Origin of the sequence: Streptomyces sp. NPDC006624, from assembly GCF_040611555.1 — a bacterium.
GTDB lineage: Bacteria > Actinomycetota > Actinomycetes > Streptomycetales > Streptomycetaceae > Streptomyces.
The window spans coordinates 306,397-332,980 of record NZ_JBEXOM010000002.1 but is presented as its reverse complement, the minus strand read 5'-3'; the positions used below and the strand labels follow the sequence as shown (position 1 = coordinate 332,980).

Sequence of the window (26,584 nt, the reverse complement as noted above, 5' to 3'; positions counted from 1 at the left end):
GGCTTGGCCAAGCGTTCGATACGCCGCCGGGCCGGTTCCGGACACGCCGTAGACTGGTGGATCGGCCGGTCTCCTGGCCCTCATGCCCTCTCCACTCACGGGAAGTCGCAACGTGTCGCTCACGATCGGAATCGTCGGCCTGCCCAACGTCGGCAAGTCGACCCTGTTCAACGCCCTGACCAAGAACGACGTGCTGGCGGCCAACTACCCGTTCGCCACGATCGAGCCCAACGTCGGTGTGGTCGGCGTCCCCGACCCCCGCCTGACGAAACTGGCGGAGATCTTCTCCTCGCAGCGGGTCCTCCCGGCGACCGTCGACTTCGTCGACATCGCGGGCATCGTGCGCGGCGCGAGCGAGGGCGAGGGCCTGGGCAACAAGTTCCTCGCGAACATCCGCGAGTCCGACGCGATCTGCCAGGTCATCCGTGCCTTCAAGGACGAGAACGTCGTGCACGTCGACGGCAAGGTCTCGCCCAAGGACGACATCGAGACGATCAACACCGAGCTGATCCTCGCGGACCTGCAGACGATCGAGAAGGTCCTGCCCCGGCTCCAGAAGGAGTCGCGCATCAAGAAGGACCTGGCGGCGAAGGTGAAGGCCGTCGAGGAGGCCAAGGAGATCCTGGAGAAGGGCGACACGCTCTTCGCGCACGGCATCGTCCAGGGCACCGAGCGCAACGAGCCCCTGCACGACCTGCACCTGCTCACCACCAAGCCGTTCCTCTACGTCTTCAACGTCGACGAGGACGAGCTGATCGACGAGGACTTCAAGAACGAGCAGCGGGCCCTGGTCGCCCCGGCCGAGGCGATCTTCCTCAACGCCAAGCTGGAGGCGGACCTCGCCGAGCTCGACGAGGACGAGGCGCTGGAGCTCCTGCAGTCCGTCGGCCAGGAGGAGCCCGGCCTCGCCACCCTCGCGCACGTCGGCTTCCGCACGCTCGGCCTGCAGACCTACCTGACGGCCGGCCCCAAGGAGTCCCGCGCCTGGACCATCAAGAAGGGCGCCACGGCCCCCGAGGCGGCCGGCGTCATCCACACGGACTTCCAGAAGGGCTTCATCAAGGCCGAGGTCATCTCCTTCGAGGACCTGGTGGAGACGGGCTCGGTCGCGGAGGCCCGCGCGAAGGGGAAGGCCCGGATGGAGGGCAAGGACTACGTGATGCAGGACGGGGACGTGGTGGAGTTCCGCTTCAACGTGTAGGTGCGACACCGTCCACGTCGCCGGTGCCGCGTGCGCCGGCCGGTAGGGCCCCGGCTCGTCGGAGCCGGGCCCTTCGCGCTTCGCTGGAGCCGGGCCCTTCGCGCTTCGCTCGTCCCGGTGCCGGTGGTCCTGTGCCCGCCCGTGGACGCGGCGGCTGCTCGAGGCGCGGCCCGCTGCCCCCACTGAGCTCCGGGCAGGGGAACTCCGGGCAGGTCTTGAGCGGACCGCCCTGGCCCCGATCCGGACGGCTACGGGCGGCCCCCGCGGCAGCGGCGGGCGGCTGCCGCCGAGGCCGCGGCGAGTGCGGCCAGCGCCAGTGCGAGCGCGGTGAGGAGTCGTCGTCTGGCGGGGTCGAGGGGCCCGGCGGGCGGCCGGGGCGGGGCGGACCCGGGGGAGAGCTCCCGGGAGATCCGCTGCCAGACGTGTTCCGGGGGCGCGGCCGGCAGGTCCACCAGCTGGGCCGTGCGGGCGGCGGTCACCACGCGGGTCATCATCCGCAGCTCGTACCGGCAGTGGTCGCACTGCTCGACGTGGCGCAGGGCGTCGGCGAGTTCCCCGCCCGGCGCGGCGTTTCCCAGCGCCAGTTCCACCAGGTGCGCGGGCTCTACATGGGCCACTACGCCCTCCTGTTCCCCGGACCCCGGGAGTCGACGGGCTCCGCCGTGACCACGAGGTTGGACTGGTAGCCCCCGCGCTCGGGCTCGAACGGCGGAGCACAGGTGATGAGGGTGAGGACGGGCGCGCCGGTGCGGCTGAACACCGAGGACGGCAGCTCGTCCTTCGGCACGGTGACCCGGGAGACGACGCGGTAGCGCACCGGCTCGTCCCCGGCCCGCCGCACCTCGACGCGGTCGCCCGGGCGTACGTCGTACAGTTCGGCGAACTCGCCGAGGTCGCCGGTGTCGGTGTCGACGTGCCCGACGAGCACGGCCGAGCCCTCGGCGCTGCCCGGCGCGGGGCCGTGGCGGTACCAGCCGGCCACGGTGGGAGCGTCGGGGACGGTCATGTCGCCCCGGTCCGTCACGCCCACCGGTTCGACCCGGGCGTCGAGGCCGACGCCCGGAACGAGAACGCGCCGGGGCGGTGTCTCCTGCACCGTCCCGGCCGCTGCCTCCTGGGCCGCCCGCTCCCGCTGCCGCGCGTCGGGCGAGGCCCTCGTCTCGGGGGCCGTCCCCCGCTCCGCGGGCGCGACCGCGAAGTCCGGCGGGGGAGCGGCCCGGTCCGACGGCGTGTCCGCAACGCCGACGGCGGCTGCCAGGGCGGCAGCCGCCACGGCCAGTCCGGCCAGCCGTCGTGTGCGGTCAGCCACGCCGTCCGGCGGCCCGGCGCACCGCCAGGACACCCGTCACCGTGATGACGCCCGCCGCGGCGGCCCAGGCCGGCCACGCATCGGAGGAGTTCGGGGTGACGGCTGCACCGCTGCCGCCCGCGTCCACGGAGCGGGGAGCCGACTCCATGCCGCTGAACGTCTGGGTCGCGAGGGCGAGGTTCTTGTCCTCGGCGCTGCCCCAGGCGTACACGACGTTGCTGGTGCCTTCCTTCAGATTCACATCGGCCGGGCCGATGGCCACGGTGTCCGTACCGGCGAGCACCACATCGGCGTTGACGGTGCCCGCGTCGACGACCGCGGTGTCCTCCTTCGGGTTGGTCAGATCGGTGAAGACGGGCTGCCCGCCGGCCCGGACGTCGACGGCGGGCGCGGCCGCGACATGGCGCACCGTCAGGCGCGACTTGCCGGCGTCGACCTGCGAGACGTCGTTGGTGAAGGCCGTCAGCTGCGGCTTGCCGTCAGCGGAGAGGTGGGCCGCGACCGTGGCGTTCGCGCCCTCCGGGACCTCCACCTTCTTCTCCAGGGCCGGAGTGCCGTCCGGGCCCTTGCCCGCTTCGAAGATCTGTATGTCATAGGTGCCGGCGGGGAGGGACTGGGCGTCCGTCACCGTGCCGGGCTTGAAGTCGCTGAGAAGTTCGTCGCCGTTGGCGTACACGTCGACCGTCAGCCCGGGGATGCCGTGGAAGACGGACACCATGGCCTTGTCGGAGTCCTCGGCGGCCAGGGCGGGGGCGGTCGTGCCGAGGGCCAGGGCGCAGGCTCCGGCGGAGGCGGCGATGGCGAGGCGGATGTGGGAGGTCATGTGAATCATCCCTTCGAACGGAGCCTCCGTACGGTGCGGAGTCTCAGCCCTGTTTCGGAGGTGGGTGCCGCCCCGGATGCGCGAACGGCGTGGCGGGTTCGCCGCGGCTACAGATCCGTGTCGTGGACCGCGGTCTGCTCGACGGTCTGGCGCAGCCGGTGCAGACCGCGGCGCGCGTGGCTCTTGACCGTCCCCAGGGGCATGCCGGTGCGCTCGGAGATCTGCGCCTGCGTCAGGTCCTCGTAGAAGGCCAGGCAGAGCACCTCCCGCTGGTGGCGCGGCAGCCGTGCCAGGGCGTCGACGAGCAGCACCCGGTCAAGGACCCGGTCGGGCGCCTCCTCGTCGTGCCGGGGCGGGCCCTGGTCGTGGGCGGCCGAGTCGACGAGCGTCAGGCGCCGCGTCCGGGCCGCCAGGGCGTCGACGATCTTGCGGCGCGTGATGCCGACCAGCCAGGCGCCGAGCGGCCCCCGCTCCGGGCGGAAACCGGCCCGCCCGTGCCAGGCGCCGAGGAAGACCTGCTGGGTCACGTCCTCCGCCTCGTGCGTGTCGCCGAGCAGTCGGGTGGCCATCGTGTGGACGAGTGAGCCCCAGCGCCGGTAGATCGCGGCGAACGCCTCCTCGTCCGCGGCGACCAGGCCACGGGCCAGTTCCTCCTCGTACCGGGTCTCCTCCACGGGCGGTGCGGGAGCGGTGAGTCGCGTGTTCGTGATCATGGCCTGGTTCCTCCTGCCGGGCTTCGAGCGGGGACGGAAGGCCGTCTGCCGATCGCGTCGGTCGCGTCGTTCGACGCCGCGACCTTGCTCTGGTGCCCAGTGTTCGGCGCACAATCGACGCAACTCAACATGCGTCGTTTGTGCGTCGTACAGTGGGTGCATGGGTGCACACGAGCGGGACAGCGCTGAACGGTCCGGTGAGCGGCCGCCGCAGGGCGGTGGGCTGACCACCGGCGAGGTGGCCAGGCGGCTGGGCGTCGCGCCCACCACGGTCCGCACCTGGGACCGCCGCTACGGCCTGGGGCCCGACGCGCACACCGGCGGCCGGCACCGGCGGTGGACCGCCGCCGACGTGGCACGGCTGGAGCGGATGTGCGCGCTGACGGCGACCGGGATACCGCCCGCCGAGGCGGCACGGACGGTCCTCACCGAGGCACCCGCCGAGGCGGCCCCGGCCGGACGGACCAGCGAGGCGGCCCGCACCGCACGGACCGCCGGGACCGCCGGGACCGCAGGGATCGCCGGGACGGCGCCGACCGCCGGGACCGCACGGACCGCCGGGACGGCTCCGGCCGGAGAGGCCACGGAGACGCTCCCGGCCGGAGCGGTCACGGAGGCGGCCGCGGCGGGCGGGGCCACCGAGGCGTCGCCGCCCGGGCCACCCGCCCGGGCCCGCAGCCGGGCGGGCAGCGGACTGCGCCTCGGTGACGTGCGCCAGGAGTGCAAGGGCATCGCGCGGGCCGCCCTGCGCCTCGACGCCGCCGCCCTGGACGACCTGCTCCAGTCCGCGATCGACGAGCACGGGCTGGTCGCCGCCTGGACCGAGGTGATCATGCCGACACTCCAGGCGGTCGGCCGCAAGTGGGAGAGCTCGGGCGAGAAGTACGTCGAGGTCGAGCACTTCCTGTCCTGGCACGTCTCCGGTGCCCTGCGCCGCTGCACCCCGCAGGCGCCTGCCGACCGCCCGGGCGCCCTCACGATGCTCGCGTGCGTGCCGGGCGAGAACCACACCCTGCCGCTGGAGGTGCTGGCCGCCGCCCTCGCCGAACGCGGGCTGCCGGTGCGCATGTTCGGCGGTGCGCTTCCCGTGGAGTCGCTGGTCACCGCCGTGCGCAGGACCGGGCCCGCCGCGGTGGCGCTGTGGGCGCAGTCCCGTACGACGGCCAGCCGGCCGCTGGCCCAGCACGTGGCCGCGATGGAGTGGGGTGTGCGGGGCGCGCGCCGCCGGCCGGTCGTGCTGACGATCGGGCCCGGCTGGGCGGGCCGTACGCTGCCGGGACTGCCGCGCCCGACAGGACTCGCGGAGGCCGTCAACCTCCTGGAGTCGGTCGTCGCGCGGTAGCCGCCGCCCGCTGCATCCGAACACCCGCTCCGTCCGGAAGGGTGAGCGAATGGATCACGTCGCCGGACCGGCGGCCGAAAGTGGGGTGTGCTGACGGCCGGCGTGTGGGGCCCGGCGGCCTGGAGTGGGGTGTGGTAGTGATCGGCGCGTGTGTCCGGACGGCCGGGAGCGGGGTGTGGTGGTGATCGGCACGCGTGTTCCGGCGACCGGGAGGGATCGGAGTTCCGGAGCGGACTGGAACTCCGGAACTCCGATCCGGACTTCCGTAATGGACCGGACTTCCGTAATGGACCGGAGATCCGTAGCGGATCGGAGTTCCGTAGCGGACCCGAGTCCCGTGGAGGGCCGGAGTTCCCGAAGGGGCCGGGCTCCCGGGACTTACCGGGGTCTGCGTCCGGCGGGCCGGGAGCGGGGCGGTGCCGCCGCCGGCGTGCGCGCCCGCAGGCCCGGTGGGTCCGCCGGCATGGGCGGGGACCGGTGAGCCCGGGGGCCGAAGCCACGTCCGACGTGGTGATCGTCGGAGGCGGCGCCGCCGGACTCAGTCTCGCGAACCGGCTGCTCGGGACCGGCGCCGCCACCGTCACCGTCGTGGAGCCGCCGGACGGGCCCGGGCGCCCCGCGGAGCGCACCTGGTGCTACTGGGACGACGGCGACGGCGACGGCGACTTCGAGGACGCGGTGGCCGCCCGCTGGCCCCTGCTGCGGGTGCACGGCCCCGACGGCGCCGCCCTCACCGTCGACCCGGCGCCCGCGCGGTACCGCATGGTGCGGTCCGCCGCCTTCGAACGGCTGGTGCACGCCCGGCTCGCGCACGCGCCCGGCGGGCGGCTGCTGCGCGCCACGGCCGGAACCGTGCGCGACGTGCCCGGCGGAGCCGAGGTCCGCTGCACCGAACCCGGCGGCCGGACACTGACCCTGCGCGCCCGGCGCGTGTTCGACTCACGGCCCCTGCCCGCCCTGCCGCCGGCCCGCACCCAGCTGCTGCAGCACTTCCGCGGCTGGTTCGTGCGCACCGGCACCGACCGGTTCGACCCCGGCGTCGCCGACCTGATGGACTTCCGGGTGCCCCAGCCGCCGCACGGACTGGCCTTCGGCTACGTGCTTCCGCTCGCCCCCGACCGCGCGCTCGTCGAGTACACCGAGTTCTCCCGGGCCCCGCTGACCACCGCGGCGTACGAGGCCGCGCTCGGGCACTACGCCCGCGAGGTGCTGGGCCTGGGCGCGTTCACCGTGGAGTCGGCCGAGGAGGGGGTCATCCCCATGACCGACGCGCGCTTCCCCCGGCGGACCGGCGAAGCCGTCTTCCGGATCGGGACGGCGGGCGGTGCGACCCGCCCCGCCACCGGCTACACCTTCGCCGCGGTGCAGCGGCACAGCCGGGCCGTCGCCGCCGCCCTGCGGGACGGCGACGGCCGTGTGCCGCCGCCCCACGGGCGGCGGGCGCTCTTCATGGACGCGGTGCTGCTGCGGGCCCTGGACACCGGCCGCATCGACGGCCCCGCGTTCTTCACCGACCTGTTCCGCCGGACCCCGGCACACCGCCTGCTGCGCTTCCTGGACGGTGCCACCTCGTTCCGCGAGGAATGGGGCATCGGACTGCGCACCCCCGTGGGCCCGATGCTGCGCACCGCGCTCGAAGTGCCCTTCCTGCCCCGCCGCACCCACCCCGTCCCACGAACCGGAGAGAGCCCTCGATGACCCTGCTGCGCGACCACGAGCTGGCCCACGCCTTCGACCACGCGTCCCGCACCTACGACCGGCTCACGGCCCTCAGCCCCGGTTACCGCGCCGACCTGCTCCGCTCCGCCCGCCGGCTGCGGCTGCCCCGGGACGGGGCCGGGCTGCACCTGCTCGACCTGGGCTGCGGCACCGGCGCCTCCACCCGGGCCCTGCTGCGGGTCGCGCCCCGCGCCCGGATCACCGCCGTGGACGCCTCCTCGGGGATGCTGCGCCGGGCGCTGGCCAAGCCGTGGCCCGACGGCGTGCGGTTCCTGCACCTGAGCGCCGAGGAACTCGCGACAGCCGGTGAAGGCCCCTTCGACGCGGTCTTCGCCGCCTACCTGTTCCGCAACGTCACCGACCCGGACGGCGTCCTGCGCACGGTGCGGACCCTGCTGCGGCCGGGCGGGCGCCTCGCCGTCCACGAGTACAGCCTCGGCGGCTCCCCGGCACACCGCGCGCTGTGGACGGCGGTGTGCCAGGGCGTGATCATCCCGGCGGGCACCCTCACCGGTGACCGGGACCTGTACCACCACCTGTGGCGCAGCGTCCTCGACTTCGACACCGCCGACGCGTTCACCGGCCGGCTCGCCCGGGCCGGGTTCGACGACGCGCGCGCCCTGCCCCTCGCCGGATGGCAGACCGGCATCACGCACACCTTCGTCGCCCGCAACGGCTCCGCGACGACGGCCCCGGAGACGGCCCCGGAGACGGCCTCGGTGACGGCTTCGGTGACGGCTCCGGAGACGACCAGGGCGCCCGCGCCGCAGGCGGCCTCGCCGGCGGCTCCCGCCGTGGAGGCCGGCCGATGAGCACCCGCACCGCACGCACCGCCCCCGCCCGGCGCGGCCGGGACCGCAGGGCCGAGGTCCTGATGCCCGCGCCCGGCCGGGACCGCTTCGCGCCCGGGGACACGCCCTCGGTGGCCGTGGTGGGCGGCGGCATCGCCGGTCTCGCGGCGGCCACCGGACTCGCCGAACGCGGCGCCCGGGTGACCCTCTACGAACGCGAGGAGTCCCTCGGCGGACGCCTGGCCGGCCACCGCACCCGGCTCGCGGACGGCTCGGACGTGACCATGAGCCGCGGTTTCCACGCCTTCTTCCGCCAGTACTACAACCTGCGCGGCCTGCTGCGCAGGACCGACCCCGCCCTTGCGCGCCTGACCCCGCTGCCCGACTACCCCCTGCAGCACAGCGGCGGCCTGACCGACAGCTTCGCCCGCGTCCCGCGCACCCCGCCCTTCAGCGCCCTCGGCTTCGTCGCCCTCAGCCCCACCTTCGGCTGGCGCGACCTCACCGCCCTGGACGCCCGGGCGGCACTGCCGCTGCTCGACGTGCGCGTGCCGGAGGTGTACGAGCGGTTCGACGGGATCAGCGCGGCCGGCTTCCTGGACAGCGTCCGCTTCCCCGAGGCCGCGCACCACCTGGCCTTCGAGGTGTTCTCGCGCAGCTTCTTCGCCGACCCGCGCGAACTGTCCGCCGCCGAGCTGATGCTGATGTTCCACATCTACTTCCTCGGCTCGGCGGAAGGGCTGCTGTTCGACGTGCCCGACGAGCCCTTCCCGCAGGCGTTGTGGGAGCCGCTCGGCGCCTACCTGGAGCGGCTCGGTGCGGACGTGCGCACCGGCACCGCCGTGCTCGGCGTGGACCCGGCCGGCGCCGGGGGAGCCGAGGTGCGCACCGACGCCGGCACCGACCGGCACGACGCGGTGGTGCTCGCCCTGGACACCGGCGGGCTGCGGCAGGTCGTCGCCGGCTCGCCCGCCCTGGGCACCGGCGCCTGGCGCGACGACGTCGCCGCCCTGCGCACCGCCCCGTCCTTCCTCGTCTCCCGGTTCTGGCTCGACCGCCCGGTCCGCGCCGACCGCCCCGGCTTCCTCGGCACCAGCGGCTACGGCGGCCTGGACAACATCAGCGTCCTGGACCGCTACGAGGGCGAGGCCGAGGGCTGGGCCGCGAAGAACGGGGGATCGGTGGTGGAGCTGCACGCCTACGCCGTCCCCGACGGGGCCGACCCGGAGACCGTGCAGGACGAACTCCTCGCACAGCTGCGGCGGGTGTACCCGGAGACCCGCGAGGCGGGCATCGTCGACGTCCGGCACGAGTGGCGCTCGGACTGCCCGCACTTCCCCGTCGGCACCCACCACCGCCGTCCCACGGTGACGACCCCGCACCCGTGGCTGACGCTGGCCGGCGACGGAATCCGCTGCGACCTGCCCGTGGCACTGATGGAACGGGCCGCCACCACCGGTTTCCTGGCGTCCAACGCCCTGCTCGCCGGCTGGGGCGTCCGCGGCCAGGTGCTGTGGACCGTCCCGCGCGCGGGCCGCTCCCCGGCGCTGAGAGCACTCGGCGCACTCGCGGGCCGCCGCCCCACCGGTGCCGCGGTGCCACCGCACGGGCAGTGACGGAAGGCGGGGCCCTGCCCCGCCGAGGAGGTCGTGACGGGCGGGGTGGGTGTCCGACCGGGGGTTGGCCCGGGGAGTGGCCGCAGGGGTCCTCGCTCCACGGCTGAGGCCGGGCGGCCGGACGGGGGTGACGGACGCCCGCCGACCCCCACCGCCGGGGCCGTACGCCTGCACGCGGCGTGGCGGGCCGATCAGGGCCCCCGTCCCGCCGCTGCCGCCGTGCCACGGCACCCCGCGCGACGGAGCGAGCGGGGCTCCCGTCCCGCCATGCCGCCGCAGCCGGCGTGAAGGCACGCGAGGGGGCCTCGCCCCGCCGCTGCCACCCGCGCCCCGCGCACCCCAACCGCCCTGACCGGCCACCCGCCCTGACCGGACCCGGACACCCACACGAGGAGACCCCGCCCCGTCGTCGAGGCCGTGACGGGCGGGGCGGGGTCCGATCGAGGCGCCTCAGCCGGGGAAGCGGCCGGTGCTGCGCAGGGTCCAGCGGCGTTCGGCGTAGGCGAGGTCGTCGCGCCACAGGCGTCCGGCGGTGTACCGCATCAGGGGGCGCAGCGCGGGGGCCGCGGCCCGGGCCAGGGCGAAGCCGCGGCGGTCCGAGGTGGCGATCACGGCCTCGACCACCGCCGTCCGCGGTGTCTTGTCGGCCGGGCCGGTCAGCGGCGTGGCGTGCGTCTCCACCACCGAGGTGGCGCCCTCGCCGTCGGTGATGCGCATCAGGACGGTGCGCGGCTCCGGCGCGGTGAACTCGGCGCGCACCGGCACGACCAGACGGCCCGCCACCCGGAAGGAGACGTCGACGACGAAGGTGTCGTCCTCCTCGCCCTGCGGTTCCCGGGCGACCGTCAGGTCGACGAAGGAGTACGGGTGGAACCAGGACCCGTGCCACGGGTCGAGCCGGTTGGCCACGACGTCCTGCGGTTCGCAGCGGCCGACCGCCGTGTACACCGCGTCCACCCCGGTGCCCGTCGCGGGGCGCTCGGGGATCACGGGGCGCTCCGTCGGCTCCTCGCCGCCGACCCCGTCCAGCCGCACCCACACCAGCACCCCGTCGTCGTGGACGGGGTACGGCTGCCAGCCGGCGAACGGGGAGCCGCCGTCCAGGGCGAGTCCGTGCCAGTGGCAGACCAGCGTGCCGCACACCACCCGGCTGTCCCGCAGCGGAGCGCCGAGGTGCGGGCAGGCCCCCGGGCCCGCGCGCAGGTCGCCCGACTCCGAGCGCCACAGCACCACCTCGACGCCGCCGACGGTCCTGCCGTAGGGCCTGCCCGGGCGGACGTCCCGGGAGGCGCCGACGACGAACCAGTTCCCGCAGGGCCGGGCCGAGGCCCGTTTCAGCGCGTCGGCGATCAGCGCCGGACGCGCCGCGCGCCAGGTCGGCTCCTGCTCCGACCAGCCCGGGCCGCGGCGCCGCCGCAGCGGTGACGTCCAGCCGGCCTTGTCCGCTCGGTCAGCCACGAGACGGTCCTTTCCGTTCCAGTGCGCCCTGGTCCGCCGCGGGGACCGGGCGCCATCGCGCGCCGGCCACCTTCAGCACCCCGGCCGCCGCGACGGCCGCCCGGCGGCGGCGCGGCACCACCGCGCGGCGGTGCACCACCGTGTAGTCGTGCCGTGCCACCTCGTCCAGGATGCCGCCGTACAGCGTGTACGCGGCGGCAATGCAGGGACGCACCCGCGGGTCGAGCATCGCGATGCCCGGCTCCGCCTCCCGGTACACGTCCCTGGTCATGGCCTCGGCCGCGACGAGCGCCGCCCGGATGCGCGGGTCCCGGCGCCCGGTGCGCCGGGACCACTCCAGCAGCGGCCGGTCCACGCCGTGCGCGGCGAGCAGGTCAGCGGGCAGGTAGATCCGCCCGCGGTCCAGGTCCTCGCCGACGTCCCGCAGGAAGTTGGTGAGCTGGAACGCCACCCCGAGGGCCGCCGCGTGCGGCGCGGCCTCCTCGCGCGGGACGACCGTGCCGAGCACGGGCAGCATCTGCAGCCCGATCACCGCCGCCGAGCCGTGCATGTAGGCCCGCAGGTCGGCGTAGGTCGGGTAGTCCGTGACGGTCAGGTCGGCGCGCATCGAGGCGAGGAAGTCGGCGAACAGCTCCACCTCGATGCCGTACCGGCCGGCGGTGTCGGCCACCGCCCGGACCACCGGCTCGGTCCCGCCGCCGGAGCGGAGCGCGTGCGCGAGGTCGCCCTCCAGCCGCTTCAGCATCAGGTCCCGTTCCTCGGGTGTCAGGCGCCGGTCCAGGTCGTCGACGATGTCGTCGGCCCAGCGGGCGAAGCCGTACAGCGCGTGCACCGCGGAGCGGCGCTCCAGCGGCAGCAGGCGCGTGGCGAGGAAGTAGGTCCGGCCGTGGCGGGCGTTGAGCCGCCGGCACCGGGTGTAGTCGGAGCGCAGGCCGGGGTCGGTGATCCCGGCGGCGTCCAGTTCACGACGGGTCATGGGCACCTGCCCCGGTCGGGGTGGCCGGGAGGTCCTTCAGGACCGGGCGCGGCCGGGACACCGTGGGGCGGCGTCCCGCGCCGCCGGTGACGCGGGCGGCGGCGAGCTTGCCGCTGATGAGCACCGTCGGCACGCCGACACCGGGCGTGGTCCCGCAGCCGGCGAGCACGACGTTGTCCAGCCCGCGGACCAGGTTGCGCGGCCGGAACGGGCCGGTCTGGGCGAAGGTGTGGGAGACCGAGAACGGGGTGCCCGCCGCGTGGCCCTGGGCCGTCCAGTCGAGCGGGGTCACCAGCTGCTCCTCCTCGACGCTGTCCGCGAACCCGTCCAGGCCGCGGCGCTCCAGCTCGGCGACCAGGCTGTCGCGGTAGCGCGGGCCCAGGTCGCGCCAGTCGGCGGCGGAGGGGCCGACGTCGGTGTTGGGGCAGGGCGCGAGGACGTAGTGCAGGTGGCGGCCCGGTGGTGCGAGGGAGGGGTCGTGCGCCGTCGGGCGGGTGATCAGCAGGGACGGGTCGCTCATCAGCGTGCCCGAGCGGGTCAGTTCGTCGAAGGTGCGCTCCCACGCGGCGCCGAAGGACAGCGTGTGGTGGGCGAGATGGGACCAGGTGCGGTCGGTTCCGGCGTGCAGGATCACCGCGGACGGCGAGTGCCGCAGCGGCACCGGGCGCCGCGGTGCCCGGCCCAGCAGCCGGTGCGCGGTGGACAGTTCGCAGGTCAGCACCACCGCGTCGCAGGGGATGCGCTCGCCCGAGGCGAGGCGGACGGCCCGCACCCGGCCCGCCGAGCGTTCCAGCGAGCTCACCTCGGCCGACCAGCGCAGCTCGGCCCCGGCACCGGCCGCCGCGTCGGCCATCGCGCGGGGCAGCGCGTGCATGCCGCCCTTGGGGAACCAGACACCGGCGACGGTGTCCATGTAGGCGATCACCGCGTAGGCCGCGAGCGCCCGGGCCGGGGCGACCCCGGCGTACAGGGCCTGGAAGGAGAACACCCGCCGCAGGCGCTCGTCGTGCAGGAAGCGGCCGATCCGGCTGTCCAGGCGCCCGAAGCCGCCGAGCGCCGCCAGCCGGGCCAGGTCGGGGTGCAGCAGCTGGAACGGCGAGTCGAAGTTGGTGTCGATGAAACGGCGCATCTGCGCCCGGTAGAGCCGCTCCAGCCACTCCCGCAGCCTGCGGTAGCCCGCCGCCTCGGCCGGTCCGGCGAAGCGCCGCACCTCCGCCTCCATCGCCTCGCCGTCGGTGTGCACGTCGAGCGAGGTCCCGTCCGCGAAGCCCGCCCGGTAGGCGGGGTGCAGGGCCACCAGCTCGACGTGCCGGTCGAGGCGGTCGCCGACGGCCGCGAAGGCCTCGTCGGCCAGGTCGGGCATCGTCAGCACCGTGGGCCCGGTGTCGACCTGGTACGCGCCCATCCGCACCTGCCCGGCCCGGCCGCCCGGGCCGGAGTCCCGTTCGACGAGCGTGACCCGGCGGCCGGCGCCCAGCAGATGCAGGGCGCACGCCAGGCCGGACAGACCGGCGCCCACCACGACGACGTGATCCGTCGGCCCCGACACGGTCCTCATACCAGCTCCTCGGCGGGGCGCGGGGCGACGCCCGCGGCCCGTTCCACCAGGGCGGCGAACTCCCGCCGCACGTCGGGGGCGGCGGTCACGGCCTCGAAGTGCCCCAGGCCGGCCGCCGCCAGTTCCTCGATCCGCGCCTCGACCTCCGCGCGGGCGCCCGTCCGTTCCAGCGCCGCCCGCATCCGCTCGACGGTCCGCCCCGCCCGGGCGCCCGCGCCCGGGGCGAGCACCGCGGCGGCCTCCTGATCACCGGCGGCCTCGGCGAGCCGGACCGCCACGGCGAGGAGCGGGGTGAGCTTGCGGTGGCGCAGGTCGTCACCGGCGGGCTTCCCGGTCCGGGCCGGGTCGCCGAAGGCGCCGAGGAGGTCGTCGCGCAGCTGGAAGGCCAGCCCCGCGCACCGGCCGGCCGCCCGCAGCGCGCCCAGGGCGCCGGTGTCGGCGCCGGCCAGCGCGGCGCCCAGGGCGAGGGGCCGCGCGACCGTGTACAGGGCGCTCTTGAGGACGGCGATGGTCAGCGCCTCCTCGGCGCAGGACGAGCCGCCCGCCTGGGCGTTCAGGTCGCGGTACTGCCCGGCGACCATCTCGGTGCGCATCGCCCGCCACTCGGCGTACAGCTGCGGGCCCTGCGGCACACCGAGCGCCGTCTCCGTCAGCAGGTCGTCCGCCCAGGCCAGGGCCAGGTCGCCCGCGAGCACGGCGGCCGACGTCCCGAACGACTCCGCGGAGCCGTTCGTCAGGCCGGTCCGGTGCCCGCGGGCGAACTCCACGTGCATCGCGGGAGCGCCCCGGCGCAGGGGCGATCCGTCCATCACGTCATCGTGTATCAAGGCGCAGGCCTGGAGCAGTTCGAGGGCGGCCGCCAGGCGCAGGACCGCCGTCGGGTCGCCCGTACCGCCCGCGGCCCGCCAGCCGCACCACACGAACGCCGTGCGCAGCCGCTTGCCGCCGCGCCCGGTGAACGCGGCGACGCGCTCCGCCATGTCCCGGGCGAACAGCGCGTCGGTCTCACGGGCCTGCCGCAGCCGCACGTCGAGCACCTGATGCAGGACGTGCTCCACGGCGAGCGTGGCCTCCTGAGCGGTGAGCGGGGCGTCGACCGTCTCCGCCGGTCCGGCCGTCGTCGGCCGCGGTCCAAGCATGCGCAACCCCTTCTCGCTTCCGGTCATCCGAACATCAGTGCTTCCATGGGGAGCGGCGTTTTGGATGCGCCGGAGCGCGGCGCCTCCGCTACGCGCCGGCTCCCTTTCCCGGACGCGGGTTCCCCGGCCACGGCCCGGGCCGCTCAGTCGCGTCCGCGGGCGGCCCTGAAGCGGGCCAGCCCGTCGCCGAGGTCGATGAGCGGCTCCGGGTAGCCGAGCCCGGCACGCCGGTCCGCCGGGAGCCGCCAGGGCTCGTGCACCGCGTTGCCCCGCACGTCCGCCAGTTCGGGCACCCACCGGCGTACGTAGGTGCCCTCCGGGTCGTAGCGCTTGCCCTGCAGCACGGGGTTGAGGACCCGGTGCGGGCGGGTGTCGGTGCCGGTGCCGGCCACCCACTGCCAGTTCAGCTGGTTGTTGACGATGTCGCCGTCCACCAGCAGGTCCAGGAAGTGCCGCGCGCCGATCCGCCAGTCCACGTACAGCGTCTTCGTCAGGAAGCTCGCCACCAGCAGCCGGGCCCGGTTGTGCATCCAGCCCTCCCGGCGCAGCTGGCGCATGCCCGCGTCGACCATCGGATAGCCGGTACGGCCCTCGCGCCACGCGGCGATGTCCTCGGCCGCCTCGTCCTCGCCGCGCCACCGGTCCTCGCGGGTGCGGTAGTCGCGCACGGAGGCGTCGGGCCGGGCCGCCAGGACCTGGTGGTGGAAGTCGCGCCAGCACAGCTGCCGTACGAACGCCTCGGCACCGGGCCCGCCCTTCTCGCGGGCCCGGTGCACGAGTTCCACCGGCGAGAGCGCCCCGAAGTGCAGGTAGGGCGACAGGCGTGAGGTGGCGTCACCGGCCAGGTCGTCGTGCCGGTCCGCGTACCCGGACAGACCCGCCGCCGCCCACGCCGAGAAGCGTTCGCGCCCCGCGGTCTCCCCGCCGGGCGGGAGGTCCGGGGACACCCCCTCGGCGTCCGGGCGCGCGGGCAGTTCCTCGCCGCGCGCCGCGTCGGGGACGCGCACGGTGCGCGGCGCGGGCAGCGGATCCCTCGGCGACTGCTGCGACCAGCGGCGGAAGTAGGGCGTGAACACGGAGAAGTGGTCGGAGCCGGCCGGTGTCACGGCTCCCGGGGCGACGGCGGTGGTCACGGTGTCGTGCACCCGCAGCGCGACGCCGTCGGCGCCGAGTTCCTCGCGCAGCCGCTCCTCGCGGCGGTGGGCGTAGCCGGTGATGCCCGCGGCCAGGTGCACCTCCCCGGCGCCGCAGGCGGCGGCGACCGCGCGGACCTCGCGGGCGACCGGTCCGGAGCGCACCACCAGCCGCCCGCCGCGCCGGCGCAGCGAGGCGTCGAGGTCGGCCAGGCAGTCGGCGAGGAAGGCGGCGCGGTTGGGCACGTCGAAGCCGGCCGCGCGCACGGCGGGGTCGCGGACGAACAGCGGCACCACCTCGTCCGCCGCCGCCAGCGCGGCCCGCAGCGGCGGATGGTCGTGCACGCGCAGGTCCGAGGTGAACAGGACGACCGCGACGGTCATGGTGTCACTCCTGGTGCGGTGATGCGGTCAGACGGGATCACGTCTGTCTCTGCCCGGTCTTTCGGCCGGTCAGGGCCCGCCGGATGCGCGGGGCGCGCGCGACCGCCCCGCGTCCGCTCGTGCCGTCGGCCGCGGCTTGGGCGATGTTGCGGGCCATGCCGCCGAACACCACGGAGTGGAACGGGGCGACGCTCCACCAGTAGGCGTGGCCCAGCAGGCCGCGGGGGTGGAACAGGGCCCGCTGCCGGTAGCGGGTGCGGCCGGCGTCGTCGGTCTCGGCGTACATCTCCAGCCAGGCCAGGCCGGGCAGCCGCATCTCGGCGCGCAGCCGCAGCAGATGGCCCGGCTCGATCTCCTCGACGCGCCAGAAGTCGAGCGAGTCGCCGACCCGCAGGTGCTGGGTGTCGCGCCGCCCGCGGCGCAGTCCGACCCCGCCGACGAACCGGTCGAGCCAGCCCCGGACCGCCCAGGCCAGCGGGGAGGAGTACCAGCCGTTGTCGCCGCCGATGCCCTCGATCACCTTCCACAGGGCCTCGCGTGAGGCGTCGACGGGCCGGTGCCGCTCGTCCTCGTAGAGGCTGCCGCCCGCCCAGTCGGGGTCGGTGGGCAGGGGGTCGCTCGGCGCCCCGGGGACGGAGGCCGAGGACCAGCGGGTGGACACGTCCGCCTCGCGCACCCTGCGCAGCGCGAGGGACAGGGCCTCGTCGAACGGCATCGGCCGGCCCGCGCCGTCCGGCACGTAGCGGGCGATGTCGTGCTCGCGGCACACGACCTCGTGCCGCAGCGACTCGGTCAGCGGCCGGGCGATCGAGGCGGGCACCGGGGTGACGAGGCCGACCCAGTGACTGGACAGCCGCGGGGTGAGGACCGGGATCGGCACGATGAAGCGCCGCCGCAGCCCGGCGACGGCGGCGTAGCGCAGCATCATCTCCCGGTAGGTGAGGACGTCGGGGCCGCCGATGTCGAAGGCCCGGTCCACGTCGGGCGGCATGGTCGCCGACCCGACGAGGTAGCGCAGCACGTCCCGCACGGCGATCGGCTGCGTGCGGGTGTGCACCCAGCTGGGGGTGACCATGACGGGCAGCCGCTCGGTGAGGTAGCGCAGCATCTCGAACGACGCCGACCCGGAGCCGATGACGACGGCCGCCTGCAGCACGGTGGTGGGCACCTGCCCGTCGAGGAAGATCCGCCCCACCTCCGCCCTGGAGCGCAGGTGGGGGGAGAGGAACTGCTCGGGCACGTCGCGCGGGGTGAGCCCGCCGAGGTAGACGATCCGCCGCACGCCCGCGGTCCGCGCCTGCTCGGCGAAGACGCGGGCGGCCTCCCGGTCGGTCTCCTCGAACCCGGAGCCCGACCCGAGGGCGTGCACCAGGTAGTAGGCCACGTCGACACCGCGCATCGCGGCGGCGACGGACTCCGCGTCGGTGACGTCCCCCTGGACGGTCTCGACCTGCGGCGCCCAGGGGTGGTCGCGGAGTTTGCCGGGGGAGCGGGCCAGGCACCGGACGCTGTGGCCCGCCTGCAGCAGCTCCGGCACCAGGCGCCCGCCGATGTACCCGGACGCCCCGGTGACCAGACAGTGCAACCGCTGCCCGTCCGTCTCCATGGTCGTGCCTCCCTCGTCGACGCCTGTGCCGTGCTGAAGGAATCACGGCCCCGCCCTGAAGACTTCCCGGTCGGCGGCCTTCCCGGATGCACGACACAGGCGCCGCGCGTGATTCAGCCGGAGGGAGTACCGGCGTCCGCTTCCCGCGGGGCCGGGCGGGAGGCGTCCGCCTCCTGCGGGGCGCGGCGGGCCAGGGAACTCGGCCACCACGCCCGCGGCCCGATGTCGATCATCAGCGCGGGCACCAGCAGGGAGCGGACCACGAGCGTGTCGAGCAGCACCCCGAAGGCGACGATGAAGGCGATCTGCACCAGGAACGCCAGCGGGATCACCATGAGCGCGGCGAAGGTCGCGGCGAGCACCACGCCCGCCGAGGTGATCACCCCGCCGGTCGTGGTCAGACCGCGCAGCACCCCGATCCGGTTGCCGTGGGTGAGCGCCTCCTCCCGGACCCGGGACATCAGGAAGATGTTGTAGTCGACGCCCAGCGCCACCAGGAACACGAAGCCGTACAGCGGAACCGAGGCGTCCGTGCCGCTGAAGCCGAGCAGCTGCTCGAAGACGAGCGCCGACACCCCGAGCGTGGCGAGGAAGTTGAGCCCCACGGTCGCCACCAGCAGCACCGGCACGAGCAGGGAGCGCAGCAGCACCATCAGGATCAGCAGGATGACCGCGAGCACGATCGGCACGATGAGCGTCCGGTCGCGGGCGGCCGTCTGCTGGGTGTCGTACTGCTGCGCGGTGTACCCGCCGACCAGCGCGTCGGCGCCGGGGACCGCGTGCACCTGGGTGCGCAGCCGCTCCACGGTGTCCTTGGCCGCGTCGCTGTCCGCCGAGGCCTTCAGCGTGGCGTTGATCAGCACCCGCCCGTCCGCCACGAGCGGTTCACCGCCTCCGGGCCGCCCGGAGGCGGAGACGGCGCTCGCCGCCGCGACGCCCTCGGTGCCCTTCGCGGCGGCCGTCACCTCGGCGGCCCGGTCGGCGTCGGCGATGATCACGGCCGGGTTGCCGGACCCGCCGGGGAAGTGCTCGCCGAGGGTGGCCTGTGCGGCCACCGAGGGCGCGTCGTTGACGAAGATCTCGTCGAGCGGCACGCCCTTGGAGGACAGCGAGGGAGAGAAGGCCGCGAAGACGGCGAGGATCAGCGCGGTCAGCACCCAGGTACGGCGCGGCCGGCCGTCCACCGTCGCGGCGACCCGGCGCCACACGCCGCTGCCCTGCGCGGAGTCCTCCGGCGCCTTCGGCTTGGACGGCCAGTAGGCGGTGCGGCCCAGCAGGGCCAGCACGGCCGGCAGGAAGGTGAGCGTGGTGAGCACGGCGCAGACGATGCCGATGGCGCCCACCGGCCCGAGGGCCCGGTTGTTGGTCAGGTCGCTGGCGAGCAGGGCCAGCAGCCCGAGCGCCACGGTCGCGGCGCTGGCGGTGATCGCGCCGAACGAGCGGCGCACCGCGGCCGTCGCCGCCGCGGCCCGGTCCCCGCGCACGGCGAGTTCCTCACGGAAGCGCGCGGCCAGCAGCAGCGCGTAGTCGGTGGCGGCGCCGATCACCAGGATCGACAGGATGCCCTGCACCTGGCCGTCGACCCGGACCACGTCCCGGTCGGCCAGCGCGTACACCACGGCGCAGGCGAGGCCCAGGGCGAAGACCGAGCTCAGGATGATCAGGAACGGCAGCAGGACGCTGCGGTAGACGAGCAGCAGGATGAGCAGCACGGCGCCCAGGGCCACGCCCAGCAGCAGTCCGTCGATGCCCGCGAAGGCGTCGGACAGGTCGGCCTGGCTGGCCGCGGGGCCGGCGATCTGCGCCGTGGTGCCGGGCACCTCCCCGGCCGCGGCGCGCACCGCCTCGAGGGCCGTGGGCAGCTCCTCGCCCAGGTCGGGTTCCAGCTGGACGACCGCCTGCATGGCCTCCTGGTCGTCCGAGAGCAGGGCGGGGGAGGGCCGGTCCACGACTCCGGGCTCACCGGCGAGCGCGGCGACGGCACGGGTGGCGTCGGCCTGCTGGTCCGCTGTCAGGCGCTGCCCGTCCGCCGTCCAGACCACCACGGCCGGCAGGGTCTCGGACTGGTCGAAGGCCTCGCGGGCCTCCAGCACCTTCGTGGACTCGGCGCTGCGGGGCAGGAAGGCGGCCTGGTCGTTGGTTGCCACCTCGCCGAGCTTGCCCGCGTACGGGCCGAGTGTGCCGCCCACCCCCAGCCAGACGAGAAGGAGAGCGAGCGGTACGAGCCGCCGGGCCCAACGCTGTGCGGTACTCATGCGCATCCCAAGCCGTAGACGAATTTACTCACTCATAAAGTATCTCAATCATCGAGAGATACTAGGGTGGGGGCATGAGCGGTTCCGGTGCGCCCACGGCATCTCTTCCGGCTGACGACCCGATCGGGTTGCACGGCTTCGCCGTTCTGCTGCGCCGGATGAACGGCGAGTTCAACCGCATCGCCGAGGAGTTCGCCCGGGCGCACGGGCTGCACCTGACCGACATGCAGGCGCTGATCGCGATCCTGGACGCCGAGGCAGAGGCGGACCCCGAGGCGGGGGAGGGGCCCATGACGCCCGGCCGTCTGCGCCGGCGGCTCAACCTCACCTCCGGCGCGGTGACCGCGTGCCTGGACCGGCTGGAACGGGCCGGTCACATCCGCCGCGTCCGGGACGCCGGGGACCGTCGCGTCGTGCACCTGCACTACGCGGAGGCGGCCCGGGTCCTGGCCCGGGACTACTTCCGCCCGCTGGCCCGCAGCACCGACGCGGCCCGCGGCCGCTTCAGCCCCGAGGAACTGCGGGTGGTCATCCGCTTCCTCGCCGAGATGAACGCGGAGCTGGCCCTGCTGCGCCGCGAGTCGGACTGAGTCCCCCCGGCCCACCGCATCCGTTCCGGCCCACCGCATCCGTTCCGGTCATACCCGGCGAAACAGGTGCATGAAGCTACGAGACGAACTTCCGGTCGACCACCACCTGGCGACCGTCTACCGGTACGGCGCCGGCTTCTGCGGCCTGGTGCTCCTGGTGTTCGCGGCCCTCGGCTTCGCCGACGCCCTGAGCCCCTTCAACACCTCGGGAACGATCGCCGGCATGACCACCAACGTGGCGCTGAGCGTCATCTCGACCGTGGTCGGACTGGCGCTGCTCGTGGGCGCGGCGATCGGCGGCAACTTCGCGTCGACCCTGAACATGACGGTCGGCACGCTGTTCGTCCTGAGCGGCTTCGCGCACATCTTCGTGCTCGACCGCCCGGCGAACATCCTCGACTTCGGCATGACCAACGTGATCTTCAGCTTCGTGATGGGGCTGGTCATCGCCACGTTCGGCATGTACGGCCGGGTCTCCAGCAAGCTCTCGCCCGACAACCCCTACTGGCGCCGCAGGCATCCCGAGCAGGCGGCGGCGCGGGAACGCCGTGCGGCCGCCCTGTCCGGACCGCCCGGGGCCCCGCGCCCGCTGCCCACGGCGACGGGAGCCGGCGACGCGGACGGCGAACGGCGCGTGCTGGACTGACGTCCGTGCGCTCCCCCGCCCGGACGTCCGGGGGCCGGACCGCGTACGGCCCGGCCCCCTCACCGCGTCAGAACTGGAGCGCCCAGGCGTCGATGCGCCCGGTGTCGTAGCGGGCGTTGTCGCTCACCCGCAGCTTCCACGTGCCGTTGGCCGCCTCGGAGGAGGCGTTCACCGTGTACGTGGTGTCGATGTTGTCGGCGCTGCCGCCGGTGCCGTACGACTTCAGCGTGTACGCCGTGCCGTCGGGCGCGATCAGCTGGACCTGCAGGTCGCCGATGTAGGTGTGGACGATGTGGACCTCGACGGCCAGGGCCGAGGGCGCGTTGCCGGAGACGCCGGAGACGGTCACCGGGGACTCGGCGGTGGCGTTGTCGGCGATGGCGTGGTCGGCGGTGTTCTCGAAGCGCGGGCCGGGCGGGGGCGTCGTGCCGCCGCCGACGTTCAGCAGCCGGTTGGGCGAGCCGCTGCCGGGACCGGTGACGACGCCGGTGGTGGCGGCGGACGTCAGCGCGGCGGAGACCTGCGCGGGCGTGGCGGTGGGGTTGCCGTCCAGGTACAGGGCGGCGGCCCCGGCGACGTGCGGGCTCGCCATCGACGTACCGGAGATGGTGTTGGTCGCCGAGTCGGAGGAGTTCCACGCCGAGGTGATGGACGAGCCCGGGGCGAACAGGTCCAGGATCGAGCCGTAGTTGGAGTAGCTCGCCCGCGCGTCGCTCGACGTCGTCGCGCCGACTGTCACGGCCTCGGCCACCCGGGCCGGTGACTTGGTGGAGGCGTCGGTGGACTCGTTGCCGGCGGCGACCACGAAGGTGACGCCGGAGGCGATGGCGTTGCGGACGGCCGTGTCGATGGCGGAGTCCGCGGAGCCGCCGAGGGACATGTTGGCCACCGCCGGCTTGACCGCGTTGCGCGCGACCCAGTCGATGCCGGCCACGACCTGGGCGGTGGTGCCCTGGCCGGAGTTGTTCAGCACGCGGACGCCGACGACCTTGGCCTTCTTGGCGACCCCGTAGGCGCTGCCCGCGACCGTGCCGGCGACGTGGGTGCCGTGGCCGTGGCCGTCCTGGGCGGTGCTGTCGTTGTCGACGGCGTCGTAGCCGTAGGAGGCGCGCCCGCCGAAGTCGCCGTGGGTGATGCGGACTCCGGTGTCGATGACGTAGGCGGTGACGCCCTCACCGCCCGGGTCCGGATAGGTGTACGAGCTGTTCAGCGGCAGGTTCCGCTGGTCGATGCGGTCCAGGCCCCAGGAGGGCGGGCTGGGCTGCGTGCCGGTGATGGAGAACGTCCGGTCCTGGACGACGGAGGCGACGGCCGGGTCGGCGGCGAGACGTTTCGCCTCGGACGCGGAGGCCTCCACGGCGTAGCCGTTGAGGGCCTTGTGGTAGGTCCGCTCGATGTCGGCGCCGTACTTGCGCGCGAGGGCGCGGCCCTCGGCGGAGCCGGCCTTCTCGGTCTTCAGGGTGACGATGTAGCTGCCGGGCACCGCGTTCGCGGCGCCCGCGTACCGCACGGGCCCTTCGGCCGCGGCCGGGGCCGCGGCGGCGGGGAGGGCGGAGACGAGGCTCGCGACGAGGGCCGCGGTGGCCGTCGCGCCGAGCGCGGCCAGTCTTCGCCGGGAGGAGCTGCGGGGAGTACGCATCACTGCCATCTGAGGGGTCCTCCTCAATCGGTGGTGCGCTGTGGGGTGGGGTGCACGCCCGGTGGAGCACCTGAGGTCATGGTCATGTCAACCAGGTGGCGACTCCGGTGCGTCAGCCGAAAGATTGAGGGATCCACAGGAATTGCACAAGGGTCCTGCACGCATGCGCAGGACCCCGGTGAAAGCCCGTCAGTCGTGGAAAGCGGTGTCCCGCGCGCGCTTCTCCCACGCCAGGACCTCGTCCCGCACCTGGTCGAGATGGCCGAGCACCGCGCTCACCCCGTCGTCGCCCAGGGGCAGCCGCAGCGGCGTGGACTCGGCCTCCAGCGCGGCCAGGACGAGGGCGGCGGCCCTGGCCGGATCGCCGGGCTGGGTGCCGTGACCGCCGGCGACGAAGCCGCGGGTCTCGCTCACCTTGCCGTACACGCCGCTGTCCGCGCTGACACCGGCCCGCCCGGTCGCGAACAGCCCGGTGCGGAACGCCCCCGGCTCGACGATCAGCACCTTGACGCCGAACTCCGCGACCTCGTCCGCGAGCCCCTCGGACATGCCCTCCAGGGCGAACTTCGTCGCGCTGTACGCCGAGAACCCGGCGAACGACATCTGCCCGCCCATGCTGCTCATCTGCACGATCGCCCCCGAGCGCCGCTCCCGCATGGACGGCAGCACCGCCCGGGTGAGCGCCGCCGGGCCGAAGACGTGCACGTCGAACAGCGCCCGCAGCTCCTCCTCGGTGGTCTCCTCGAAGGCGCCGACGTGGGTGCGTCCGGCGTTGTTGACCAGGACGTCGATCCGCCCGTGCCGCGCCACGACGTCCCGGACGGCGGCCTCCGCGGCGCCCGTGTCGGCGACGTCCAGGCGCAGCGCCTCCATCCGGTCGGGGTGGGCGGCGACCAGGTCCTCCAGCGCCCCGGGGCGCCGGGCCGCCCCGACGACGACGTCGCCCGCAGCGAGCGCTGCCTCGGCGATCGCCCGCCCGAACCCGCTGCTCGCCCCTGTGATCAGCCAGACCTTGTGCATGACCGCTCCTCGTCTCGTGCTCTCTCGTGCCGTTGCGGCACCACCCTCACGCCGTGCGCGGTTGCCCGTCCAAGACCTACGGTGATAACCGATGGTGATGAGCATCGACGTCCACGTGCGGGACCTGCGCTACTTCGTGGCGGTGGCCGAGGACCTGCACTTCACCCGCGCGTCCGAACGCCTCTACGTCTCCCAGCCCGCCCTGAGCAAGCAGATCCGGGCCCTGGAGCGGCAGTTGGGCACCGAGCTGTTCCGGCGCGACCGGCACGGCGTGGCCCTCACCGACGCCGGTACGGCGCTGCTGCCGCACGCCCGCCGGGTGCTGGAGGCGTGGCGGGAGGGCGCCGCCGCGGTGGACGCCGTCCGGTCCGCGCGGCAGAACACCCTGGTCGTGGGCATGAGCACCAGCCCGGTCCGCGGCGGCCTGCTGCCCGCGATCCGCTCCCGCTTCACCGCCGCCCACCCTCAGGCCGTCCTCCGGCTGCGGCAGGTGAACTGGCAGGACCCGACCGCGGGCCTCGCCGACGGCTCGGCGGACGTCGCGTTCGTCTGGCTGCCGCTGCCCGGCCAGGACCGCTACGCCTGGACGGTCGTCGCCGAGGAGCCGCTCATGGTCGCCCTCCCCGACACCCACCCCCTCGCCGCCTGCGACACGGTCGACTTCACGGACCTGCTCGACGAGCCGTTCCTCGCCCTGCCCGAGAGCACCGGACCGCTGCGCGGCCACTGGCTCGCCCTCGGCTCCCGCGACGGCCGCCCGCCGCGCATCGGCGCCGAGATCGCGAGCACGGAGGAGACCTACGAGGCGCTGGCCGCCGGTCTGGGCGTCTGCCTCGTGGCCGCGGGCAACGTCCCGCTCCTCACCCTGGGCGGCGTGACGGCCCGCCCGGTCCGCGGCGTCCCGCCCAGCCGCTACGTCCTGGCCTGGCGGCAGGAGGAGGGGCACCGGCCCCTGGTGCGGGCGTACGCCCGGGCCTGCCGGCAGGCGACGCAGGGACCGTGACGGTCGGGCCCGCCCGGTTCGGGCCCGCTCAGGCGTCCTTCAGCAGCTCCTCGGGCAGCGCGCCCGCGGCCCCGATGACCTCGATGCCGAGCAGCCGCCCTGCGGCGTCCACGTCGAGGAGCACCTCGGCGTCCGTCCCCACCCCGTCGACGGGGATCTGCCGGACGGCGGCGCCGTCCGCGACGCCCCCGGTGAGGGAGAGGTAGGCGGTGTCGTTCTCGCGGTCGTACTCGATGTGCATGCTTCGCCTCTCTGCGGCGGTCCCTCCCGGCCCCGGCCCCGGTCGCGGCCGACGGACACGCCGCCTCCGCGTGCCGGGAGACGGTCATCATGCCCTGGCGCGGCATCGGCCGCCCCGCGACGACCCCGCCCGAGCCGTCCTGCCGCGTGCCGCGTGCAGCCGCCCGCGGCGCGGTGGGCGGTCAGTCCTCCGGAGAGTCTTCCGGAAAGCCTTCCGGAAAGTCCTCCGGGAAGCGCTTCGGGTCGTCGACCCAGCCCGCCGCGAGGACGAGGCCCGTCCCGCGGTGGACGGCGAGGAAGCCGAAGGGCCGGTCGAAGACGGCGTGCGCGCGGGTCGTCCCGTGCCGCGGCTCCGGCCGGTCCTCCCAGCCCAGCCACTCCGCCTCCATCAGCGTCACGGCCGCCGCCCGGAACCCCTCGGCGCTGAACGTCGCCGTCGCCGACTGCCGGGCGGAGGCCAGCCCGAGCGGTGCGGCGCTGATGCCCGGGAAGTGGCCCGGGGTGCCGTCGGCGGCGGTGGCCAGGCCGAACGACTCCGCCCGGGCCAGCAGGTCGTGATGGGCGGTCAGCGCGAACTCGACGGTCCTCAGCGTCAGGGCCGGCGGCTCGGGACGCACGGTGCGCAGCCTCTCCAGCCGCAGCCCGGGCCCCGCCGGGCCGACCGGCAGCCGGCTGCCGGGGACGGCCGGCACCGCACCCGAGACCACCTCGACGCCCGTGCCGACGACCGCGCCGGGAGCCGCCTCCTCCTCGCCCAGCAGCAGCAGGACGTCCAGCCCGTTCGTGCCGCGCACGGTCGCCACCGTCACCGCGCCGCCCGGCCCGTGCGCGACCGCCACCTCGTCCAGCCCGGCCCGGGTACGGGTGAGCCCGGCCCGGTCGTGCTCGCGCCAGGGCATGAGGTCGCCCTTGAAGGGCGTCTCCCAGTCGGTCCGCAGCGCGAGCGCGGTCACCAGCAGCAGGGAGGTGTCCGGCCGCAGCGGCACGGGCAGCCGCCCGATCACGCCGCCGGTCCGTCGCTCCGCCCACGCGTCCAGGGCGCCCCGGTCGGCCGCCGCGTCTCCCGTGAGCACCCCGTGCAGTCCGGCCGGCAGCCCCGCGGCCCACCCCTCCCGCAGCTCCACCGTCCGCGCGGTCCACAGGCCCAGGGCGGACTCCAGACCCTCGATCTCCTCCAGCGCGGCGAGCAACTCCCGCCCGGCCGCACCCGCCTGACCCGCCGGCAGGCCGAGGGCGGCTCCCAGCTCCTGGCGCGCCGCACCGGCCGCCCCGTCCGCGAGGAGCGCCAGCAGGGGCCAGACCCCCGCCCCCGAGAACACCGTGCCGGCGCGGATTCCCGCCGCCCAGCGGGCCGTCAGACCGTTCGCCGCCCCGATCACCGCGTCCGCCGCCCGCATTCCACCCTCGCCGATCCGCCGCCTAC

Annotated in this window: 23 protein-coding genes; 8 read left to right on the top strand and 15 right to left on the bottom strand. The window is 75.0% G+C overall.

From position 1 onward, the window contains the following. The first annotated feature begins 112 nt into the window (after nucleotides 1-112). Entirely contained in the window at nucleotides 113-1,201 is a 1,089-nt protein-coding gene (gene ychF, locus ABZY20_RS05145) for a redox-regulated ATPase YchF (RefSeq protein WP_356436725.1), read from the top strand. A 248-nt stretch (nucleotides 1,202-1,449) separates the two neighbouring features. Here the strand turns inward: ychF and ABZY20_RS05140 are convergent, their stop codons facing one another. The 4 genes from ABZY20_RS05140 to ABZY20_RS05125 all read right to left on the bottom strand — a co-directional run bounded on the left by ABZY20_RS05140 (nucleotide 1,450) and on the right by ABZY20_RS05125 (nucleotide 4,046). Beyond that, a complete protein-coding gene (locus tag ABZY20_RS05140) occupies nucleotides 1,450-1,818 on the bottom strand; it encodes a hypothetical protein (protein ID WP_356436723.1) in 369 nt (122 codons plus the stop codon). Further along, complete coding sequence (locus ABZY20_RS05135) at nucleotides 1,818-2,510, bottom strand: class F sortase (RefSeq protein ID WP_356436720.1); 693 nt, start codon at nucleotides 2,508-2,510, stop codon at nucleotides 1,818-1,820. Before ABZY20_RS05135 ends, ABZY20_RS05140 begins: the two co-directional genes overlap by 1 nt. Further along, on the bottom strand, nucleotides 2,503-3,333 hold the full coding sequence (locus tag ABZY20_RS05130) for a DUF4397 domain-containing protein (RefSeq protein WP_356436717.1): 831 nt from the start codon (nucleotides 3,331-3,333) through the stop codon (nucleotides 2,503-2,505). The genes ABZY20_RS05135 and ABZY20_RS05130 overlap by 8 nt, the downstream gene beginning before the upstream one ends. 107 nt (nucleotides 3,334-3,440) lie before the next feature. Beyond that, entirely contained in the window at nucleotides 3,441-4,046 is a 606-nt protein-coding gene (locus tag ABZY20_RS05125) for a sigma-70 family RNA polymerase sigma factor (protein WP_356436714.1), read from the bottom strand. A 160-nt stretch (nucleotides 4,047-4,206) separates the two neighbouring features. Here ABZY20_RS05125 and ABZY20_RS05120 point away from each other — a divergent pair, with 160 nt between their 5' ends. From ABZY20_RS05120 to ABZY20_RS05105, 4 genes are all read left to right on the top strand, one after another. Next, nucleotides 4,207-5,388, top strand: a complete 1,182-nt coding sequence (locus tag ABZY20_RS05120; RefSeq protein ID WP_356436711.1) for a MerR family transcriptional regulator — start codon at nucleotides 4,207-4,209, stop codon at nucleotides 5,386-5,388. Between the two features lie 477 nt (nucleotides 5,389-5,865). Then, nucleotides 5,866-7,086 (top strand): lycopene cyclase family protein, encoded by a 1,221-nt coding sequence (locus ABZY20_RS05115; RefSeq protein WP_356436708.1) that lies wholly within the window; start codon nucleotides 5,866-5,868, stop codon nucleotides 7,084-7,086. Next, entirely contained in the window at nucleotides 7,083-7,919 is an 837-nt protein-coding gene (locus ABZY20_RS05110) for a class I SAM-dependent methyltransferase (protein WP_356436705.1), read from the top strand. The genes ABZY20_RS05115 and ABZY20_RS05110 overlap by 4 nt, the downstream gene beginning before the upstream one ends. After that, on the top strand, nucleotides 7,916-9,514 hold the full coding sequence (locus ABZY20_RS05105) for an FAD-dependent oxidoreductase (RefSeq protein WP_356436702.1): 1,599 nt from the start codon (nucleotides 7,916-7,918) through the stop codon (nucleotides 9,512-9,514). The genes ABZY20_RS05110 and ABZY20_RS05105 overlap by 4 nt, the downstream gene beginning before the upstream one ends. A 450-nt stretch (nucleotides 9,515-9,964) precedes the next feature. On the opposite strand, the gene ABZY20_RS05100 is transcribed toward ABZY20_RS05105, so the two are convergent. The 7 genes from ABZY20_RS05100 to ABZY20_RS05070 form a co-directional block, all read right to left on the bottom strand. After that, a complete protein-coding gene (locus tag ABZY20_RS05100; protein ID WP_356436699.1) occupies nucleotides 9,965-10,972 on the bottom strand; it encodes a DUF5914 domain-containing protein in 1,008 nt (335 codons plus the stop codon). After that, nucleotides 10,965-11,948 carry a phytoene/squalene synthase family protein gene (locus ABZY20_RS05095; RefSeq protein WP_356436696.1) on the bottom strand — a complete coding sequence of 328 codons (984 nt, stop codon included), beginning with the start codon at nucleotides 11,946-11,948 and terminating at the stop codon, nucleotides 10,965-10,967. The genes ABZY20_RS05100 and ABZY20_RS05095 overlap by 8 nt, the downstream gene beginning before the upstream one ends. After that, nucleotides 11,935-13,506 carry a phytoene desaturase gene (locus tag ABZY20_RS05090; protein WP_356436693.1) on the bottom strand — a complete coding sequence of 524 codons (1,572 nt, stop codon included), beginning with the start codon at nucleotides 13,504-13,506 and terminating at the stop codon, nucleotides 11,935-11,937. The genes ABZY20_RS05095 and ABZY20_RS05090 overlap by 14 nt, the downstream gene beginning before the upstream one ends. Beyond that, complete coding sequence (locus tag ABZY20_RS05085) at nucleotides 13,503-14,645, bottom strand: polyprenyl synthetase family protein (RefSeq protein WP_356436690.1); 1,143 nt, start codon at nucleotides 14,643-14,645, stop codon at nucleotides 13,503-13,505. Before ABZY20_RS05085 ends, ABZY20_RS05090 begins: the two co-directional genes overlap by 4 nt. Nucleotides 14,646-14,788: 143 nt before the next feature. Then, entirely contained in the window at nucleotides 14,789-16,162 is a 1,374-nt protein-coding gene (locus tag ABZY20_RS05080; protein ID WP_356436687.1) for a deoxyribodipyrimidine photo-lyase, read from the bottom strand. 37 nt (nucleotides 16,163-16,199) lie between these two features. Next, the gene (locus tag ABZY20_RS05075; RefSeq protein ID WP_356436684.1) at nucleotides 16,200-17,768 is read right to left on the bottom strand and encodes an SDR family oxidoreductase; all 1,569 of its coding nucleotides are present in this window, start codon (nucleotides 17,766-17,768) and stop codon (nucleotides 16,200-16,202) included. A gap of 113 nt (nucleotides 17,769-17,881) precedes the next feature. Beyond that, the gene (locus ABZY20_RS05070; RefSeq protein WP_356436682.1) at nucleotides 17,882-20,023 is read right to left on the bottom strand and encodes an MMPL family transporter; all 2,142 of its coding nucleotides are present in this window, start codon (nucleotides 20,021-20,023) and stop codon (nucleotides 17,882-17,884) included. A gap of 74 nt (nucleotides 20,024-20,097) precedes the next feature. Between ABZY20_RS05070 and ABZY20_RS05065 the strand changes: the two genes are divergently transcribed. Continuing rightward, nucleotides 20,098-20,613 carry a MarR family transcriptional regulator gene (locus tag ABZY20_RS05065; protein WP_356436679.1) on the top strand — a complete coding sequence of 172 codons (516 nt, stop codon included), beginning with the start codon at nucleotides 20,098-20,100 and terminating at the stop codon, nucleotides 20,611-20,613. 70 nt (nucleotides 20,614-20,683) lie between these two features. Continuing rightward, a complete protein-coding gene (locus tag ABZY20_RS05060; RefSeq protein WP_356436676.1) occupies nucleotides 20,684-21,259 on the top strand; it encodes a DUF4383 domain-containing protein in 576 nt (191 codons plus the stop codon). Between the two features lie 67 nt (nucleotides 21,260-21,326). Here the strand turns inward: ABZY20_RS05060 and ABZY20_RS05055 are convergent, their stop codons facing one another. Together ABZY20_RS05055 and ABZY20_RS05050 are read right to left on the bottom strand one after the other, a co-directional pair. Beyond that, complete coding sequence (locus ABZY20_RS05055) at nucleotides 21,327-22,907, bottom strand: S8 family peptidase (protein WP_356436673.1); 1,581 nt, start codon at nucleotides 22,905-22,907, stop codon at nucleotides 21,327-21,329. Between the two features lie 180 nt (nucleotides 22,908-23,087). Then, a complete protein-coding gene (locus ABZY20_RS05050) occupies nucleotides 23,088-23,918 on the bottom strand; it encodes an oxidoreductase (protein WP_356436670.1) in 831 nt (276 codons plus the stop codon). Nucleotides 23,919-24,015: 97 nt separating this feature from the next. On the opposite strand from ABZY20_RS05050, the gene ABZY20_RS05045 reads away from it, so the two are divergent. Beyond that, nucleotides 24,016-24,921, top strand: a complete 906-nt coding sequence (locus tag ABZY20_RS05045) for a LysR family transcriptional regulator (RefSeq protein WP_356437404.1) — start codon at nucleotides 24,016-24,018, stop codon at nucleotides 24,919-24,921. A 28-nt stretch (nucleotides 24,922-24,949) separates the two neighbouring features. On the opposite strand, the gene ABZY20_RS05040 is transcribed toward ABZY20_RS05045, so the two are convergent. Then, nucleotides 24,950-25,162, bottom strand: coding sequence for a DUF2283 domain-containing protein (locus ABZY20_RS05040; protein WP_356436668.1), 213 nt, complete (start codon nucleotides 25,160-25,162; stop codon nucleotides 24,950-24,952). 181 nt (nucleotides 25,163-25,343) lie between these two features. Then, complete coding sequence (locus ABZY20_RS05035; RefSeq protein ID WP_356436665.1) at nucleotides 25,344-26,558, bottom strand: serpin family protein; 1,215 nt, start codon at nucleotides 26,556-26,558, stop codon at nucleotides 25,344-25,346. Nucleotides 26,559-26,584 lie beyond the last annotated feature (26 nt).